The organism is Mesorhizobium sp. M0960, assembly GCF_040319055.1.
In the GTDB taxonomy this organism is placed as follows: domain Bacteria; phylum Pseudomonadota; class Alphaproteobacteria; order Rhizobiales; family Rhizobiaceae; genus Mesorhizobium.
Map to the genome: position 1 here is coordinate 568,764 of NZ_JAMYNN010000001.1, position 15,934 is coordinate 584,697.

A 15,934-nucleotide genomic window follows, 5' to 3' on the forward strand; every position below is an offset into this window, starting at 1 on the left:
GCGCCGTCTAGCTACTGCACTTCGTAACCGACTTCCTCGCTGGCGTGGCAGAGCGCCTTCCAGAACGAGCGTGCGAACGAGCGGAACACATAAATGTCGAATTGATCGGCGCCGGTGCGCTGGATCTGCGCGAAGACGTCGTGATGCATGGTCGAGCGGCCGGCGCCGATCGGGAAGGCCGGCAGCGCGAAGTCGATGGCGAAGAATTTTGCCAGGACCCACTCGGCCTTCGGCCCGGCGATACGGATCGCGGTGCGGCCGTGCGAAAGGTCGGTCACCGTACCGATAGCCGGAGTGACGACGTCGGCAAAGGCCGACGCCAATCCCTCGGCCTCATCGACCATTGTGAACTTTCCCGGCGCAAAGCCGAACACCGATCTGACGCCGTCCGTGACGCCGCCGCCGGCGCCGTCGGGCAGAGCCAGGCCGGTGACCGCATGGATGCCGGCCATCAACGCCTTCTCCTGGCCGGGCCAGGCGGCGAGCTGCAGGATCGAACCCGGCCTGGTTTCGGAGAGGATGATTTCGACACCGTGCTCGAAATTGCCATGCGAGCCTGGATGCAGCACCGGCTCAAGCGGTGATTGGCGCTCAACCATGCATGCGGCTCCCGTCCGGATCGAAGAAATGGTTGGAGACGATCTCGACCGGCCCGAACCGGTTGCGCAACGGGTCGGAGACATAAGCGCGCGTGCCGCGCCGCGCCTTGCCGCCCTTGACCAAGGCAAGCGCTATATATTTGCCGAGCGCCGGCGAATAGCAGCAAGCGGTGATGTGACCGAGCGAGCCGTGCGGATTGGCTTCGTCAAGCTCCTCGACGATGTGTGCGCCGCCGTTTAGCGGCTGGTTGTCGAGCGAAACAATACCGACGAGTTCCAGGCGGTCGGGCGCGATCAGCCCCTCGCGATCCATCATCGCCGAACCGATAAACGGCTTCTTCTTCGACAGTATCCAGTCGAGATGCAGGTCGCGCCCCGTGGTACGACCGTCGATCTCGGCGCCGGTGACGTGGCCCTTCTCGATGCGCAGGGTGCCCAGCGCCTCCAGTCCGTAGGTCACCAGCCCGAACGGCTTGCCGGCTTCGATCAGCGCCTCCCAGACATGGGTGCCGTAACCGGTGCCGGAATAGACCTCGAAGGCCATTTCGCCGGAGAAGGACAGCCGGCAGATCATCACCGGCACGCCGGCGATTTCGCCGTGGACGATGCCCATGAAGGGCAGGGCGGCATTGTCGACAGCGGTGCCGCTGACGCAAGCAGCCAATATCTGCCTGGCGTTCGGCCCGCCGATGGCGGCACCGGCCCATTGGTCGGTGACCGAGGTGACGTGGACCTTCAGCTCCGGCCAGATCACGTCGAGAAAATACTCCAGATGCTGCATTACCTTGCCGGCATTGGCGGTGGTGGTGGTCATCAGGAAATCCTGCTCGCCAAGCCGCCAGGTGGTGCCGTCGTCGAAGGCGAGGCCGTCCTCGCGCAGCATTAGCCCATAACGCGCCTTGCCGACGGCCAGCGTCGAAAACATGTTGGTGTAGACGCGGTCGAGGAATTCCGCCGCGTCCGGGCCTTGCACCGCGATCTTGCCCAGTGTCGAGACGTCGACAATGCCGGCGCTCTCGCGCGTGGCTCTCGCCTCGCGCACATAGGCCTGCTCGATCGTTTCACCGGGATGGCCGTAGATCATCGGCCGGTACCAGAGGCCGGCCGAATACATGGTGGCGCCGTTGGCGACGTGCCAGTCATGCATCGGCGTCAGCCGCTCGGGCTTCAGATCGCCGAAGCGTTCGGCGGCAAGCGAGCCGATCGACACCGCCGAAAAAGGCGGACGAAAGCGCGTCGTGCCGACCTGCGGGATCGGCTTGCCCAGCGCCTCGGCCATGATGGCGAGGCCTGGTATGTTGGAGCTCTTGCCCTGGTCGGTCGCCATGCCGAGCGTGGTGTAGCGCTTCAGATGCTCGACCGAGACGAAGCCTTCGCGGTGTGCCAGACGCACGTCGTCGGCCGTCACGTCATGCTGGAAGTCGACGAAGCTTTTTCCTGCGGCCTTGATCTCGAACACCGGTGCCGGATCGGGATCGCCAGGTGCTGCCCCGACGGCAGGCAAGGCCGCCGGCGTGGCTGTTGCGCCCGCAGCGGAAAGGCCGGCGGCGCGACCTTCGGCGATCGCCTCGGCGGTGGAGAAACTGCCGGTGAAGGCGCCGGCGCCGATCCATTGCCGTGTTGTCGGTTTCGGCGGCAGGAACGCTTGTAACGCTTCGTTCCATTCCGCTTTGGCTCCGGCCTGGCTGGCCAGATGGATGGTCGGCGACCAGCCGCCCGACATCAGCAGGCAATCGGCGTGGATGCTGCGCGCATCGCCGGAAAGCGCACCACTGGCCATGTCGAAGCGCTGCACCTTGAAGCCGGAAAGCGCCTTGCCGCCCTCGGTGGCTATCACCGCGTGGCCAGAAAAGATCTCGGCTTCGGTCTCGCCGGCCAGCTTGCGCATTTCGCTCGAAAGCTCTGGGCGCGCGTCGACGATGGCGACGACCGCGGCACCGGCCTTCTTCAACGCCAGTGCTGCGCGATAGGCGCTGTCATTGTTGGTGAACAGCGCGACCCTGTGACCCGGCAGCACGCCATATTCATTGGCATAGCGCTCGGCCGCATGCGCCAGCATCACGCCTGGCCGATCATTGCCAGGAAAGACCAAGGGACGCTCCAGGGAGCCGGTGGCCAGCACCACCGATTTGGCGCGGATGGTCCAGTAGCGATGGCGCGGCTCGCCTTTGTCCGGCGTTTCCTTATGGTCGGTGACGCGTTCGATCGCGGCAAGCGTGTTGCCGTCGTAATAGCCCCAGACGGTGGTGCGCGGCAGCAGGCGAACATTGTCATGGCCTTCGAGCTGGCCGGCGGCGCGCGCCGCCCAGTCGGCGGCCGGCATGCCATCGATCGTCTCGCCCGACCAATTGGCCGAGCCGCCGAAATGCGGCTCGAGCTCGGCCAGGATGACGCGTGCACCCTGATCGGCGGCCGCCCTGGCGGCCATCAGCCCGGCCGGGCCGGAACCGACCACCAGCACGTCGCAAAACGCGTTCATGCGTTCGTAGCGCGCCGTATCGGGAGCCGTGCCTGCCTTGCCCAGGCCGGCGGCACGGCGGATGAAATGCTCGCAGAACATCCAGAAGCGCGTGCCCTTCAGCGGACCGACCACGGGTCCCATGAAGGTCTTGTAGTAGAAGCCGGCCGACAAAAGCTTGCCGCCGAGCTGGTTGATGGCATTGACGTCCCAGGCAAGCGAGGGGAAGCGGTTCTGGCTCATTGCGGCCAGCCCGTCATAGATCTCGACCATGGTGGCGGGAATGTTCGGCTCGCGAACCTCGCCCCTCAACACAGTCACGAGCGCGTTTGGCTCCTCGACGCCGGCAGTCAGCACGCCGCGCGGGCGGTGATATTTGAACGAACGCCCAAACAGGGTGACGCCGTTGGCCAGCAGCGCCGAAGCCAGCGTGTCGCCGGCATGGCCGGTATAAGGCGCGCCGTCGAAGGTGAAGCGGATGGTCCGCAGCCGGTCGATGCGGCCGCCGGTCTCGGTACGGCGCGGGCTCATGACTTGTCCTCGGCCCTGTGCCGCGCAACCGAGTTGTGGTCGCCGCGCGCGAAGGCAGTGCTGGAGATCTCGTGCGTCAGCGTGTTGCGCACCACCCTGAGATGGGCGCGGCAGCCGCCGGAATGCTGCCAGATCTCATTGTGGTCGCCGGCGGGGTTCAGCCGGTCGTAGACATAAGCGTTCCAGGCGTCGAGGTTTTGCGACGCGGGCTGTGGGCGCTGGCGATTGCCGTCGCCCTGATAGGTGAATTCGATAACGTCGCGCGGGCCGCAATAGGGGCAGGTGATGAGCATGGATCTCTTAAACTTCTCGTTTGACCATGATCTTGTCCGAAAACCGGTTTCCACTTTTCGCTGACGCGGACCTGCGGTTCGGGATCATGGCCTAATGCAGCCGGGGCGTGGCGCCCTGGCCCTTGTCGTCGATCACCATGCCACGGTAAAAGCGGTCGAGCGTGAAGGCCGCGTTGAGATCGTGCGGCTCGTCCTTGGCAATGGTCCAGGCAAAGCACCAGCCGGAAGCCGGCGTCGCCTTGAAGCCGCCATAGCACCAGCCGCAGTTGAGATACATGCCCGGCAGCGGACCGGTGGTGATGATTGGCGAGCCGTCCATCGACATGTCGCAGACGCCGCCCCATGAGCGCAGCATGCGGACGCGGGCGAGCCCCGGGAACAGCGCCAGCATCTCGCTCATCACCTCATCGACGATCGGCAGACTGCCGCGCTGGGCGTAGCTGTTGTAGCCGTCGAGGTCGCCGCCATAGACAAGGCCGCCCTTGTCCGATTGCGACATATAGAAATGGCCCATGCCGAAGGTCAGGACCGTATCGATAAACGGTTTCAGCGATTCCGTAACGAAGGCCTGCAGCACGTGGCTCTCGATCGGCATTGTCTCGATGCCGGCAAGCCGCATGACCCGCCCGGTGCTGCCGGCCACCGCGACCGCTACCTTTTTAGCGCGGATTTCGCCGCGGGTCGTCGTGACGCCGGTGATGCGGTCGCCGTCGCGCAGGAAGCCGGTGACCTCGCAGTTTTCGACGATGTCGACGCCGCGGCGATCTGCGCCACGCGCATATCCCCAGGCGACCGCATCGTGGCGGGCGGTGCCGGCGCGTCGCTGCATCAGGCCGCCGACGATCGGGAAACGCGCCGTGGCGGAGACGTCCAGCGCCGGCACCAGGCGGGCGATCTCCGCCGTGGTCATCAGTTCCGCGTGGACGCCGAGATGGCGCATGGCGTTGCCGCGCCGGGCATAGTCGTCGAGCTGAGCAGGTGTGTGGGCGAGGTTCAGGCAGCCGCGCTGCGAGAACATGACGTTATAGTTGAGGTCATGCGACAGGTTCTCCCACAGCTTCATCGAATGTTCGTAGAAGCGCGTGTTGGCGGGCAGCAGGTAGTTGGAGCGGACGGCCGTCGTGTTGCGGCCGACATTGCCGGAACCGAGCCAGCCCTTCTCCAGCACCGCGACATTGGTGATGCCGTGCTCCTTGGCGAGATAGTAAGCGGTCGACAGGCCATGGCCGCCGCCGCCGATGACGATGACATCGTAGGACGCCTTCGGGTCGGGCTTGCGCCAGGCCGGCCTCCAGTCCTTGTTTCCGGTCAGCGCGTTCTTGAGAAGCGAAAAGGCCGAATATTCCGCCATTCTTATTGTCATCCATTTCAGGCTTGGCGGCAGACTATAGAGCAGGCGGCCAACGCAAAGCCAAGATTGCGCCATCGCTTTTCGACTCCCCGACTTCGATTGGATATGGCCGACTTCGAAAGCTGGCCGTCAGGGACGGCTTGCCCCAAGATATGTCGGTCTTTATCAAGAGCGGGCCTTTAGAACGCCTTATCGCCCGTGAGTCGCCAGACAATCATGTTTTTCCGACTGCTCCGCTTCGTTCTGGTCCTGATGCTTGTCGCCTCGGCGCCGCTTTCGTTGCGAGCGGTGGCGCAAGGGCTTGGCCAGGCGCCCGCGGGACTGGTCAGTGATCAGCAGAAAATCCTCCAGGACCTGACGACGAAGACCGACAATCTCGAAACGAAGTTCCAGCAGGACGGCGACGATGACGCCAGCCTTGTCGATATTCGGCTGCAGCTGGAAGAAATGTCGCGTGCCTCGCTCAACAGCGCGCTCGCTTTCCGGCCGCGGCTGAGCGAGATCAACAGCCGGCTAGAGCAGCTAGGCCCGCCGCCGGCCGCGGGCCAGCCGGCCGAGCCCGATATCGTGACCGGCGAACGCCAGGCGCTGGCCTCCGAAAAAGCCGAGATCAATGCCGTCATCGCCACGGCGCAAAACCTGTCGATCCGCATCAGCGGGCTGATCGAGAAGATCGGCAATATGCGCAGCGAGCTTTTCCGCAACCAGCTCACCAAGCGCTACGTGCTGTCCGATGCATTGAGCCCGGAGGTCATTTCCGATGCCAACAACGAATTTACCAGTTTCTACAAGGCGGTGTCGTCCTGGCTGAGCTTTGCCTTCAAGTTCAAGTTCCAGGCCGTTCTTGCCGCGGCCTTGATGGCGCTTGCCTTGGCCGCCGTGCTTTTCGTCGGCGGGCGGCGCCTGTTCGGCCGTGTGTTCGAAGCGGACCCCTCGGTGGAGGATCCCTCCTATCTCAGCCGGCTGTCGGTGGCGTTCTGGTCGACATTGCTGCCGACGCTGGCAGTCGGCGTCTTCCTTGCCTCGACCATTTTCTTTTTCAATTATTACAACGTCTTGCGCGGCGATATCGGCATCTTCCTGAATGCGCTGGCTGCCGTTGTCGCGGGTGTGTTCTGCGTCAACCGGCTGACCAATGCGGCGCTTGAGCCGCGACTGCCGAACTGGCGTCTGATCCCTGTCGAAACCGGCCCGGCGCGCTGGCTGGTGCGGCTGACGACGGCCATGGCCGTCGCCATCGGCATCAATTATTTCCTGTCGGTCGTGAACGACAAGATGGGCTCGCCGCTGTCGCTGACCATCGCCAGAAGCTTTGTCGCCACCATCATCGTCGGCGTCATCCTGATCCTGATGGGCCTGCTGAAGCCGTTCAAGGCCGCCGACGGGATCTGGCGGCCGTGGCCGGCGTGGCTGCGTTACACCGCCGTGGCGCTGGGGCTGTTCACCATCGCGTCGGCGCTGTTCGGCTATATCGGCCTTGCCATGTTCGTCTCGGTGCAGGTCGTGATCACCGGCACCATCCTGGTCACCGCCTATATCGGCTTCCTGTCGGCGCGGGCGATCGGCGAGGAAGGCGGCTTCGCCAATAGCTCGATCGGCCGTTGGCTATCCGCCAATTCAAGCTATGAGCCGACCGCGCTCGACCAGCTCGGCCTGGTCGTCAGCGTCGCCATCAACGTGATGATCGTGCTGGTGTTCCTGCCGCTGATCCTGTTGACGTGGGGCTTCCAGCCCGGCGACATCCAGGCTTGGGCCTACAAGCTGGCAACGGGGCTGACCATCGGCTCGGTGACGATCTCGATCACCGGCATCCTCTCAGGCGTCGTTGTCTTCATCATCGGCTATTTCCTGACGCGCTGGTTCCAGGGATGGCTGGACGGCTCGGTGATGGCGCGCGGCCGCGTCGACACCGGCGTGCGCAATTCGATCCGGCTGGCGGTCGGCTATGCCGGCGTCGCCGTCGCGGCACTGGTCGGCATCTCGGCCGCCGGCATCGACCTCTCCAGCCTCGCGCTGGTCGCCGGTGCGCTGTCCCTCGGCATCGGCTTCGGCCTGCAGAATGTCGTCTCGAACTTCGTCTCGGGCCTGATCCTGTTGGCCGAGCGGCCGTTCAAGGTCGGCGACTGGATCGTCGCCGGCGACATCAGCGGCACTGTCAAGAAGATCAGCGTGCGCGCCACCGAGATCGAGACGTTCCAACGGCAATCGGTGATCCTGCCCAATTCAAACCTGATCAACAATGCGGTCGGCAACTGGACGCACCGCAACAAGCTCGGCCGCGTCGACATCAAGGTCGGCGTTGCCTATGGTAGCGACGTCAAGCACGTGCATGGCGTCCTTTTGGAGATCGCACGCAGCCATCCGCTGGTGCTGAAGAACCCGGAACCCTTTGTGCTGTTTTCCAATTTCGGCCCGGCCGCGCTCGAATTCGAGATTCGCGTGTTCCTGGCAGACGTTCTTAGTGGCAATATCGTCCAGAACGACATCCGCTTTGCAATCTTCGATGTGTTCGCCGACCAGCATATCGAAATTCCGTCGGCGCCGCGCGCCGTCGTCGAGACCAAAAAGCACGAGGCGTGGCCGATCGACGACGACAAGATCGAAGTCGAATTCGCCGAGCGAGAGCAAGCAAAAGCACTGGCAGTGGCGGAGGCGAAACGTCTCGCCAAGTCGGGACGCAAGGTGCGGAAGCCTGATCCTGACTAGCTGTTTGGAGCTTGCCTTCAAGCCTTCGGAAACCAATTGCGGCATGAATGCGGCATTCAGTTGCCGTTCAGCTTGCATTGCATATAAGCTCACCTGCAAACGGCGAGAATGCCTTGCAAAATGCAACAGAGGCGGTGGCAACACCGATACTGCAAAATGTGGAAGTCTCTCGTCGCCGCCATCGCTTTTCTGGCCGTGGGCGGTTCGGCCCATGCCGCCAGCGCGGTCAACAAGGACGCTGAGACCCGCACGCTGATCGTGACCGAAGGCGGCGGCAAGACCGAGCTGGCGCTGGCCGCCGGCGAAACCGTGGAATTTTGCCCGAGCGGCTGTTTTGTTACCTTGCCGAATGGCGACCTCGAGGCGCTGACCGGTTCGGAGACCATTGAGATCTCGGGCGGCGTCGCGCGCATCAAGTAAAGTCGACGCCATGATTTTTTGAAGGCCGGGCAAACGCCCGGCCTTTTATTTGCTTCCGGTAATCGGCGATGAAGGTATGCACTTTTCTTCGAAGCTGCGCAGGACGGGCTCTAGCAGCGCCTTCGTACTGAGCAGGGCGAAGGCGTAGGTCTAACTGCATTCGACGGGCTGGTGGCGCGGGCTTTTTTGGCGATGTCGCAAACAGGCTGCAAGCGCGGCGCGGCGCCGCCCTATAGTCTGGCGCAATAGCATCTTGGAGTCGCGGGCAATGGCAGGGTTTCCGGAAAAGGCGAAGGTCGTCATCGTCGGGCTTGGCGGCATCGTCGGCGCATCGGTCGCCCATCACCTGATCGGGCGCGGATGGGACGATATTGTCGGCATCGACAAATCAGGCATCCCGACGGATATCGGCTCGACGGCGCATGCCTCCGACTTCTGCTACACGACCAGCCACGATTTCCTGTCGTGCTGGACGACGCTCTATTCCATCGATTTCTACGAAAAGATGGGCCATTACGCGCGCATCGGCGGCCTCGAGGTCGCCCGCGTCGGCGACGACGCCCGCATGGCGGAGATCAAGCGCAAGATCGCCTCGGCGAAGGCCTTCGGCACACGCGCCCGCCTGATCGATCCCGCCGAGATCAAGGAAAAATTCCCGCTGATCGAAGAACAGATGGTACAGGGCGGCCTGTGGGATCCCGACGCCGGCCTCGTCATCCCGCGCTCGCAGACGGTCGCCGGCAAGCTGGTCGACCAGGCGGAAGCCTCCGGCAAAGTCAGGGCGTTTGCCAATACCTCCGCCAAGTCGCTCGTCATCGAGAACGGCCGCATCAAGGCCGTGGTGACCGACCGCGGCACTATCGAAGCCGACTATGTCGTGGTCTGCACCGGAATCTGGGGACGGCTTATTGCGGAAATGGCGGGCGAGGACCTGCCCGTGATGCCGATCGACCATCCGCTTACCTTCTTCGGGCCGTACACCGAGTTCGCCGGCACCGGCAAGGAGATCGGCTGGCCGCTGCTGCGCGACCAGGGCAACTCGGCTTACATGCGCGATACCGGCGATCCCAAGACGGCCGAAGGCGGGCAGATCGAGTGGGGCTACTACGAAGAGACCAATCCGCGCCTTTGCCATCCGCGCGACATTCTCGAGAAAAACGAGGCACGGCTTTCGCCGTCGCAGCGCGATCTCGACATGGAGCAGATCATGGCGCCGCTCGAGCGCGCCATGGAACTGACGCCGATCCTGGGCGAGTTGGGCTACAATGAGAGCCATTCCTTCAACGGCCTGCTGCAGGTGACGGCGGACGGCGGCCCGTCGATGGGCGAAAGCCAGAAGGTCAGGGGCCTCTGGTATGCCGTTGCCATCTGGGTCAAGGATGGCCCGGGCATGGGCAAGCTCATCGCCGACTGGATGACGGACGGCCGCACGGCGATCGACCACCACGCCATCGACTATTCGCGCTTCTATCCGCACCAGACGAAAGAGCAGTTCATCTGGGACCGCTGCACCGAAACGGCGATGAAGGTCTACAACCCGGCGGTGCATCCGCGCGAACCCTTCTCCAAGGCCCGCAATGTCCGCCGCTCGCCCTTCTGGGAGCGCGAGAAGGAACTCGGCGGCTATTTCATGGAGCTCGGCGGCTGGGAACGCGCCCATGGCTACGCCGCCAACGAGCATTTGCTCGAGAAATACGGCAACCGGGTGCCGATGCGTCAAAACGAGTGGGACAACCGCCATTTCTGGCGCGTCTCGAATGCCGAGCATCTCGCCATGAGCGAGGATTGCGGCATCGTCAACCTGTCGCATTTCGCCATGTACGACGTCGAAGGCCCCGATCACGTCGCGCTGATGGAATGGCTGTGCGCGGCAAAGATCGGCGGCGACGGCAATATCGGCAAGGGCATCTATACCCATTTCCTCGATGAGGAAGGCATGGTGCGCGCCGACCTGACCGTCATCCGCATGGCCGACCGCTGCCGCGTGATCGACGGCGCCGATGCCGGACCGCGCGACTTCCAGTACATGCGCCGGACGGCAGAAGACAAAGGCTTCGACGTTACCGTCACCGACGTGACCGAGAAGTACGTGACCGTCGGCATCTGGGGTCCGAATGCGCGGGCGGCATTGAGCAAGGTCGTGGAAAATCCCGACGGACTGACGCCGGAGAATTTTCCCTTTGCCGCCATCAAGCCTGTCAGGATCGCCGGCAAGGACGTGACCGCCTTCCGCATCTCCTATGTCGGCGAGCAAGGCTGGGAACTGCATATGCGCTACGAGGACGGCCTGGCCGTCTGGGACGCCCTGCGGTCGACCGGCGTAATGGCCTTTGGCGTCGAGACCTATGCCAACAGCCGCCGCATGGAGAAGAGCCTGCGCCTGCAGAACGCGGATCTCTTGACCGAGTACAATCTGCTGGAGGCTGATCTTGCCCGGCCGAAGGTCAAGGAGGCCGATTTCTGCGGCAAGGCAAAGCATCTGGAATATCGCGCCCGGGCGCATCAGCCGGCCATGCTTTGCACCCTTGTGATGACGGACAATACCGATTCCAACGGCGTTCCCCGCTATCCGGTCGGCACGATGCCGGTGATGGACCCGCAAACCGGTGAGACGCTGGTCGACGAGCTCGGCCGTCGGTCGTTCACGACCTCGGTGGCCTATGGTCCGACCCTCGGCAAGAATATCGCGCTCGCCTACCTGCCCTGGGCTTATTGCCAGGAGAGCCGCAAGTTGAGCGTCGAATATTTCGGCGAGAAATACCCGGTCGAAGTGGCCGCCGTCGGCTACAGGCCGCTCTACGACCCGGAGAACCTCAATCCGCGCAGCTGAACTTAGAGACGTGCTCGCAAAAACGTGACTGGAACAGCCGCGCTCTCGGCCGGGCTTTCCTCTTTGTCGGTCGTCGATTTTAGCTTACCGTGCGGCATGTCTGCTTTTGCCTGTGCAAGACATCTCGTCTCGGGTGCCGCCGCGCTGGCGTCGGTGCTATGGCCGGCGGCAATCTCCCGCGCCGCCGAGCCGGTTGACGTCGAACTGGTGCTGGCAGTCGACGTGTCCTTGTCCATGTCGCCCGACGAGCTCGAAATCCAGCGCCACGGCTATGCGGCGGCGCTGACGCACGACGACGTGCTGCAGGCAATCGGCGACGGCGCTCACGGCAAGATTGCCGTCACCTACGTCGAATGGGCAGGCGCGACCTGGCAGCAGGTCGTTGTGCCGTGGACGGTAATCGCCAACCGTGCCGACGCCGAGCGGCTGGCAGCGCAGCTTTCCGCTCATCCGCCGGCCAGTGCCAGGCGCACCTCCATCTCCGGCGCGCTGGAATTCGCCAGCGATCTGTTCGCCGAAAGCGGCTTCCAGGGCGTCAAGCGGGTGATCGACATTTCGGGCGACGGCCCCAACAACCAGGGCGCACCTGTCGACATCACCCGCGACGCCGTGATCAAGCAGGGCATCACTGTCAACGGCCTGCCGCTGATGACCAAGGGCGGCGGGTTCAGCAGCGCTTACGATGTCAACAATCTCGACCGTTACTACAGCGATTGCGTCATCGGTGGGCCGGGTTCCTTCATGATCCCGGTCAATGACTGGACGCAGTTTCCGGAGGCCATCCGCCGCAAGCTGGTGCTTGAGCTTGCCGGTCCGGCCTCGCCGCAGCGAGCGGCGGAAGAGGCGGCGCATCCGCCATTGGTCTTGGCACAGGACAGCCCCGTCACCGACTGCCTGGTCGGCGAAAAAATGTGGCGCGACCGCAGCTGGATGTACAACACGCGCTAATGGCGAAGTTTGCTGCCGGCGGTGAGATACCGCAGTGCAGCATCGGCTTCATTGACAAGCCTGCGGGCGTCTGTGACACAATTCCGATCCGAACAAAAAAGGGGAACCGACATGAACAGGATCGGAATTCTTGCCACAGGCTTGACGCTTGTCGCTGGGTTGTGCGCGCCGGCGATGGCCGCCACATCGGTCAGCATCGGCATCAGCGGATGGACGGGCTTTGCGCCGCTGACGCTCGCCAAGCAGGCCGGCATCTTCGAAAAGCATGGCCTCGACGTCACCTTGAAGAAGGTGCCGCAAGCCAGCCGGCCGCTCGCCATCGCCAGCGGCGACTTGCAATGCGCCGCCACCACGGTCGAGACCTGGCTGGTCTGGAACGCCAACGGCGTGACGACCAAGCAGATATTCCAGCTCGACAAATCCTACGGCGCCGACGGCATCGTCGCCCGCAACGACATCAAGACCGTTGCCGATCTCAAGGGTAAGTCGGTCGCGTCTTCGGCGCCGGGCACGTCACCCTATTTCATGCTGGCCTGGGTGCTCAACAAGAATGGCATGTCGACCAAGGACGTGACGGTCGTCAATCTGGAGCCGGATGCCGCGGCGCAGGCGTTTCTTGCCGGACAGAACGATGCGGCAGTCACCTATGAGCCGTTCATCTCGGCGGTGCGCGAAAAATCCGAGCAGGGGCATATCCTCGTGACCACTCTCGACTATCCGATGGTGCTCGACACCGTCGGCTGCACGCCGGAGTTCCTCAAGGCCAATCCGGATGCGGCCCAGGCGCTTGCCGACAGCTATTTCGAGGCGCTCGACCTGATCAAGAGCGATCCGGCGAAATCCTATGAGACGATGGGCGCCGACGTGAAGCAGTCGGCCAAGGAGTTCGAAGAGTCGGCCAAATACCTGAAATGGGCCGACAAGGCTGAAAACAAGCAGTTCTTCACCAAGGAGTTCCAGGACTTTTCCAAGACCGCCGGCGAGCTTCTGCTGCAGATGGGCCTGATCAAGGAAGCGCCCGACGTCTCGACATTGGCCGACACCAGCGCCGTCGCCGACTGACCGGCAGGATTGTCGCCCGGCGGCGGTGCCCTGCGCCGCCGCTTTTTCATTCAGATCAAAGGACGGTTGACGATGCCGCGCCCCTTGCATCCGGTCTCGCCCGGCATTCGAACCGTGCTCGGCATCTCGTTCTTCGTGCTGTTCGTGGCGTTCTGGGCGTGGATCACGCTTGGCGGCCACGTCAATCGCATCTTCCTTGCCGATCCGCTTTCGATGCTGAGAGACGGCTGGCGGCTGCTGGTCGAGGACCGCTTCTGGCTCGACATCCTCATCACCATCTGGCGCGTCTTCGGCGGGTTTCTGATGGCAGCCATCGTTGCCGTCCCGCTCGGCATCGTGATGGGCGCCTGGAAGCCCGTGGAGGCGTTCCTGGAGCCGTTCGTCTCCTTCGCCCGCTATCTGCCGGCATCGGCCTTCATCCCGCTGCTCATCCTGTGGGCGGGCGTCGGCGAACTCGAAAAACTGCTGGTGATCTTCGTCGGCTCGGTGTTCCAGATCATTCTGATCATCGCGGTCAAGGTCGGCGGCACACGGCGCGACCTGGTCGAGGCGGCCTACACGCTGGGCTCGTCCGACAACGGCATCGTGCGGCGCGTGATCATGCCGGCCAATGCGCCGGAGATTGCCGAGACCCTGCGCCTGGTGCTCGGCTGGGCCTGGACCTATGTCATCGTCGCCGAGCTGATCGGCTCGTCGTCGGGCATCGGTTACATGATCATCAACAGCCAATCGCGGCTGGCGACGGGGCAGATCATCTTCGGCATCATCGTCATCGGCCTGATTGGGCTGTTGTCCGATTTCGCCTTCAAGGCGCTCAACCGTTGGCTGTTTCCATGGAGCCTGGCGTGAGCAAGCTTCTTATTGAAGGCGTCTCGCGCACGTTTGCCGGTGTCGGCGGCGGGCAACCGGTCCAGGCGCTGATGCCGATCGATCTGGCGGTCGCCGCCAACGACTTCATCACCATCCTCGGGCCGTCCGGCTGTGGAAAATCGACGCTGCTCAGGATCGTCGCCGGCCTCGAAGCGCCGAGTGAGGGCCGCGTGTTGCTCGACGGCAAGGCGGTGGACCGGCCGGGTCCAGACCGTGGCATGGTTTTCCAGTCCTATACGCTGTTCCCGTGGCTGACGGTCGCCGAGAACATCGCCTTCGGCCTGCGCGAACGTGGAATGGCCGAGCGCGAGCGCAGCGACATCGTCGCGTCCTATGTCGATCTCGTCGGGCTGAGAGGTTTTGAGAACCATTGGCCGAAGCAGCTTTCCGGCGGCATGCAGCAACGCACGGCGATTGCCCGGGCACTGGCCAACGATCCGGAGATCCTGCTGCTCGACGAGCCGTTCGGCGCACTCGACAACCAGACCCGCGGGCTGATGCAGGAACTGCTTCTCGGCATCTGGGAGCGCCGGCAAAAGACGGTGCTGTTCGTCACCCACGACATCGAGGAGGCGATCTTCATGGCGTCGCGCGTGGTGGTGATGACGGCGCGGCCCGGCCGCATCAAGTCGGATGTTGCCGTCGACCTGCCGCATCCGCGCCACTATACGCTGAAGACCAGCCCGGAGTTTTCGGCACTGAAGGCGCGGCTGACGGAAGACATCCGCGTCGAGGCGATGCGCACGGCAGAAGCGCATTAACTCGGTGGACTTTCTTCAGCTGATGGCTCGGATCAAGCCGCCAGAAGCTGCTTGCGGTCGACGCGTTCTTGTTGCGGCGAGCGGGCATAGAGTTCGCGATAGCATTTGGAGAAATGCGAGGCGGAAACAAAGCCGCAGGCGACTGCCACTTCGACCACCGGCAACGACGACTGGATCAGCAGGTGCCGGGCGCGGTCGAGGCGGATTTCCAGATAGTAACGGGCAGGGGAGCGCCCCATCTCGGTGCGGAACAGGCGCTCGATCTGCCGACGCGACAGGTCGACATGGTCAGCGATCTCGATCAGCGAGAGCGGCTCGGAGAGATTGGCCTCCATCAGCTCGATAATGGTCAGAACCTTGGAATTCTGCACGCCGAGACGGGCGCGTAGCGGCAGGCGCTGGCGGTCGGTCGGGCTGCGCACGCGATCGGTCAGCACCTGCTCGCAGACGCGGTTGACGAGGCTCTCGTCGAAATCGTCGCCGATCAGCTTCAGCATCATGTCGAGCGCGGCGGTGCCGCCGGCGCAGGTGTAGATGTTCTGGTCGATCTCGAAGAGGTCGGCGAAGACATTGGCCTTGGGGAACGCCTCGGAAAAGCCCGGCAGGTTCTCCCAATGGATGGCGCAGCGCTTGTTGGACAGCAGGCCGGCGGCGGCCAGGATATGCGCGCCGGTGCACAGGCCACCGACGGCAACGCCGCGATTGTACTCCTCGCGCAGCCAGGCAAAGGCCGATTTGTTCTGGTAGCGCTCGACATTGATGCCGCTGCAGACGATGGCCATGTTCGGCCGGTCCGGTCCGGACATTTTCTTGCGCTCTTCCTCCAGCGAGGTGTTGACGGCGCATTCGACGCCATTCGAGGCGCGCACCGGCTTGCCGTCGATGCTGGCGAGCCGCCAGCGATAGGCTTCATAGCCGAGCATGCGGTTGGCCGAACGCAACGGATCAAGCGCCGTCGCGAAGGCGATCATGGTGAAATCGGGGATCAGGAAGAATACAAACGATCGCCGGATCGGGTGCTTTACGACGTTCACGGGTAGATCCTCACGCTGCAATGGCGCGAACAGGATGTCGCGATCAGCATAGCGACATCAGGAAAAACGTT

General features: G+C 63.5%; 12 protein-coding genes. 7 read left to right on the top strand and 5 right to left on the bottom strand.

Translation table 11 applies throughout. The annotated features are described in order from the left end of the window. Positions 1 to 11 precede the first annotated feature (11 nt). From NKH63_RS02905 to NKH63_RS02920, 4 genes are all read right to left on the bottom strand, one after another. Positions 12 to 599 carry a sarcosine oxidase subunit gamma gene (locus NKH63_RS02905; RefSeq protein ID WP_352484514.1) on the bottom strand — a complete coding sequence of 196 codons (588 nt, stop codon included), beginning with the start codon at positions 597 to 599 and terminating at the stop codon, positions 12 to 14. Then, complete coding sequence (locus NKH63_RS02910) at positions 592 to 3,588, bottom strand: sarcosine oxidase subunit alpha (protein WP_352814626.1); 2,997 nt, start codon at positions 3,586 to 3,588, stop codon at positions 592 to 594. The genes NKH63_RS02905 and NKH63_RS02910 overlap by 8 nt, the downstream gene beginning before the upstream one ends. After that, complete coding sequence (locus tag NKH63_RS02915; protein ID WP_023719917.1) at positions 3,585 to 3,881, bottom strand: sarcosine oxidase subunit delta; 297 nt, start codon at positions 3,879 to 3,881, stop codon at positions 3,585 to 3,587. The genes NKH63_RS02910 and NKH63_RS02915 overlap by 4 nt, the downstream gene beginning before the upstream one ends. Before the next feature lie 91 nt (positions 3,882 to 3,972). Continuing rightward, the gene (locus NKH63_RS02920; RefSeq protein ID WP_352484516.1) at positions 3,973 to 5,232 is read right to left on the bottom strand and encodes a sarcosine oxidase subunit beta; all 1,260 of its coding nucleotides are present in this window, start codon (positions 5,230 to 5,232) and stop codon (positions 3,973 to 3,975) included. Between the two features lie 216 nt (positions 5,233 to 5,448). Between NKH63_RS02920 and NKH63_RS02925 the strand changes: the two genes are divergently transcribed. From NKH63_RS02925 to NKH63_RS02955, 7 genes are all read left to right on the top strand, one after another. Then, positions 5,449 to 7,938, top strand: coding sequence for a mechanosensitive ion channel family protein (locus tag NKH63_RS02925; protein ID WP_352484517.1), 2,490 nt, complete (start codon positions 5,449 to 5,451; stop codon positions 7,936 to 7,938). 156 nt (positions 7,939 to 8,094) lie between these two features. Beyond that, positions 8,095 to 8,358 (top strand): hypothetical protein, encoded by a 264-nt coding sequence (locus tag NKH63_RS02930; protein WP_023676533.1) that lies wholly within the window; start codon positions 8,095 to 8,097, stop codon positions 8,356 to 8,358. Between the two features lie 268 nt (positions 8,359 to 8,626). Then, positions 8,627 to 11,188, top strand: a complete 2,562-nt coding sequence (locus NKH63_RS02935; protein WP_352484518.1) for a GcvT family protein — start codon at positions 8,627 to 8,629, stop codon at positions 11,186 to 11,188. 96 nt (positions 11,189 to 11,284) lie between these two features. Next, on the top strand, positions 11,285 to 12,136 hold the full coding sequence (locus NKH63_RS02940) for a DUF1194 domain-containing protein (RefSeq protein WP_023719921.1): 852 nt from the start codon (positions 11,285 to 11,287) through the stop codon (positions 12,134 to 12,136). 111 nt (positions 12,137 to 12,247) lie between these two features. Continuing rightward, the gene (locus NKH63_RS02945) at positions 12,248 to 13,198 is read left to right on the top strand and encodes an ABC transporter substrate-binding protein (RefSeq protein ID WP_352484519.1); all 951 of its coding nucleotides are present in this window, start codon (positions 12,248 to 12,250) and stop codon (positions 13,196 to 13,198) included. A 72-nt stretch (positions 13,199 to 13,270) separates the two neighbouring features. Next, positions 13,271 to 14,047, top strand: coding sequence for an ABC transporter permease (locus NKH63_RS02950; protein ID WP_352484520.1), 777 nt, complete (start codon positions 13,271 to 13,273; stop codon positions 14,045 to 14,047). Continuing rightward, complete coding sequence (locus tag NKH63_RS02955) at positions 14,044 to 14,829, top strand: ABC transporter ATP-binding protein (protein ID WP_352484521.1); 786 nt, start codon at positions 14,044 to 14,046, stop codon at positions 14,827 to 14,829. Before NKH63_RS02950 ends, NKH63_RS02955 begins: the two co-directional genes overlap by 4 nt. A gap of 32 nt (positions 14,830 to 14,861) precedes the next feature. Here NKH63_RS02955 and NKH63_RS02960 read toward each other — a convergent pair whose 3' ends face one another. Next, positions 14,862 to 15,800 carry a GlxA family transcriptional regulator gene (locus NKH63_RS02960; RefSeq protein ID WP_302895626.1) on the bottom strand — a complete coding sequence of 313 codons (939 nt, stop codon included), beginning with the start codon at positions 15,798 to 15,800 and terminating at the stop codon, positions 14,862 to 14,864. Between the last annotated feature and the right edge of the window lie 134 nt (positions 15,801 to 15,934).

Coding starts and splice junctions, on each gene's coding strand:
- NKH63_RS02905 (WP_352484514.1), bottom strand. CDS start 599: ATGGTTGAGCGCCAATCACCGCTTGAGCCGGTGCTGCATCCAGGCTCG.
- NKH63_RS02910 (WP_352814626.1), bottom strand. CDS start 3,588: ATGAGCCCGCGCCGTACCGAGACCGGCGGCCGCATCGACCGGCTGCGG.
- NKH63_RS02915 (WP_023719917.1), bottom strand. CDS start 3,881: ATGCTCATCACCTGCCCCTATTGCGGCCCGCGCGACGTTATCGAATTC.
- NKH63_RS02920 (WP_352484516.1), bottom strand. CDS start 5,232: ATGGCGGAATATTCGGCCTTTTCGCTTCTCAAGAACGCGCTGACCGGA.
- NKH63_RS02925 (WP_352484517.1), top strand. CDS start 5,449: ATGTTTTTCCGACTGCTCCGCTTCGTTCTGGTCCTGATGCTTGTCGCC.
- NKH63_RS02930 (WP_023676533.1), top strand. CDS start 8,095: ATGTGGAAGTCTCTCGTCGCCGCCATCGCTTTTCTGGCCGTGGGCGGT.
- NKH63_RS02935 (WP_352484518.1), top strand. CDS start 8,627: ATGGCAGGGTTTCCGGAAAAGGCGAAGGTCGTCATCGTCGGGCTTGGC.
- NKH63_RS02940 (WP_023719921.1), top strand. CDS start 11,285: ATGTCTGCTTTTGCCTGTGCAAGACATCTCGTCTCGGGTGCCGCCGCG.
- NKH63_RS02945 (WP_352484519.1), top strand. CDS start 12,248: ATGAACAGGATCGGAATTCTTGCCACAGGCTTGACGCTTGTCGCTGGG.
- NKH63_RS02950 (WP_352484520.1), top strand. CDS start 13,271: ATGCCGCGCCCCTTGCATCCGGTCTCGCCCGGCATTCGAACCGTGCTC.
- NKH63_RS02960 (WP_302895626.1), bottom strand. CDS start 15,800: ATGATCGCCTTCGCGACGGCGCTTGATCCGTTGCGTTCGGCCAACCGC.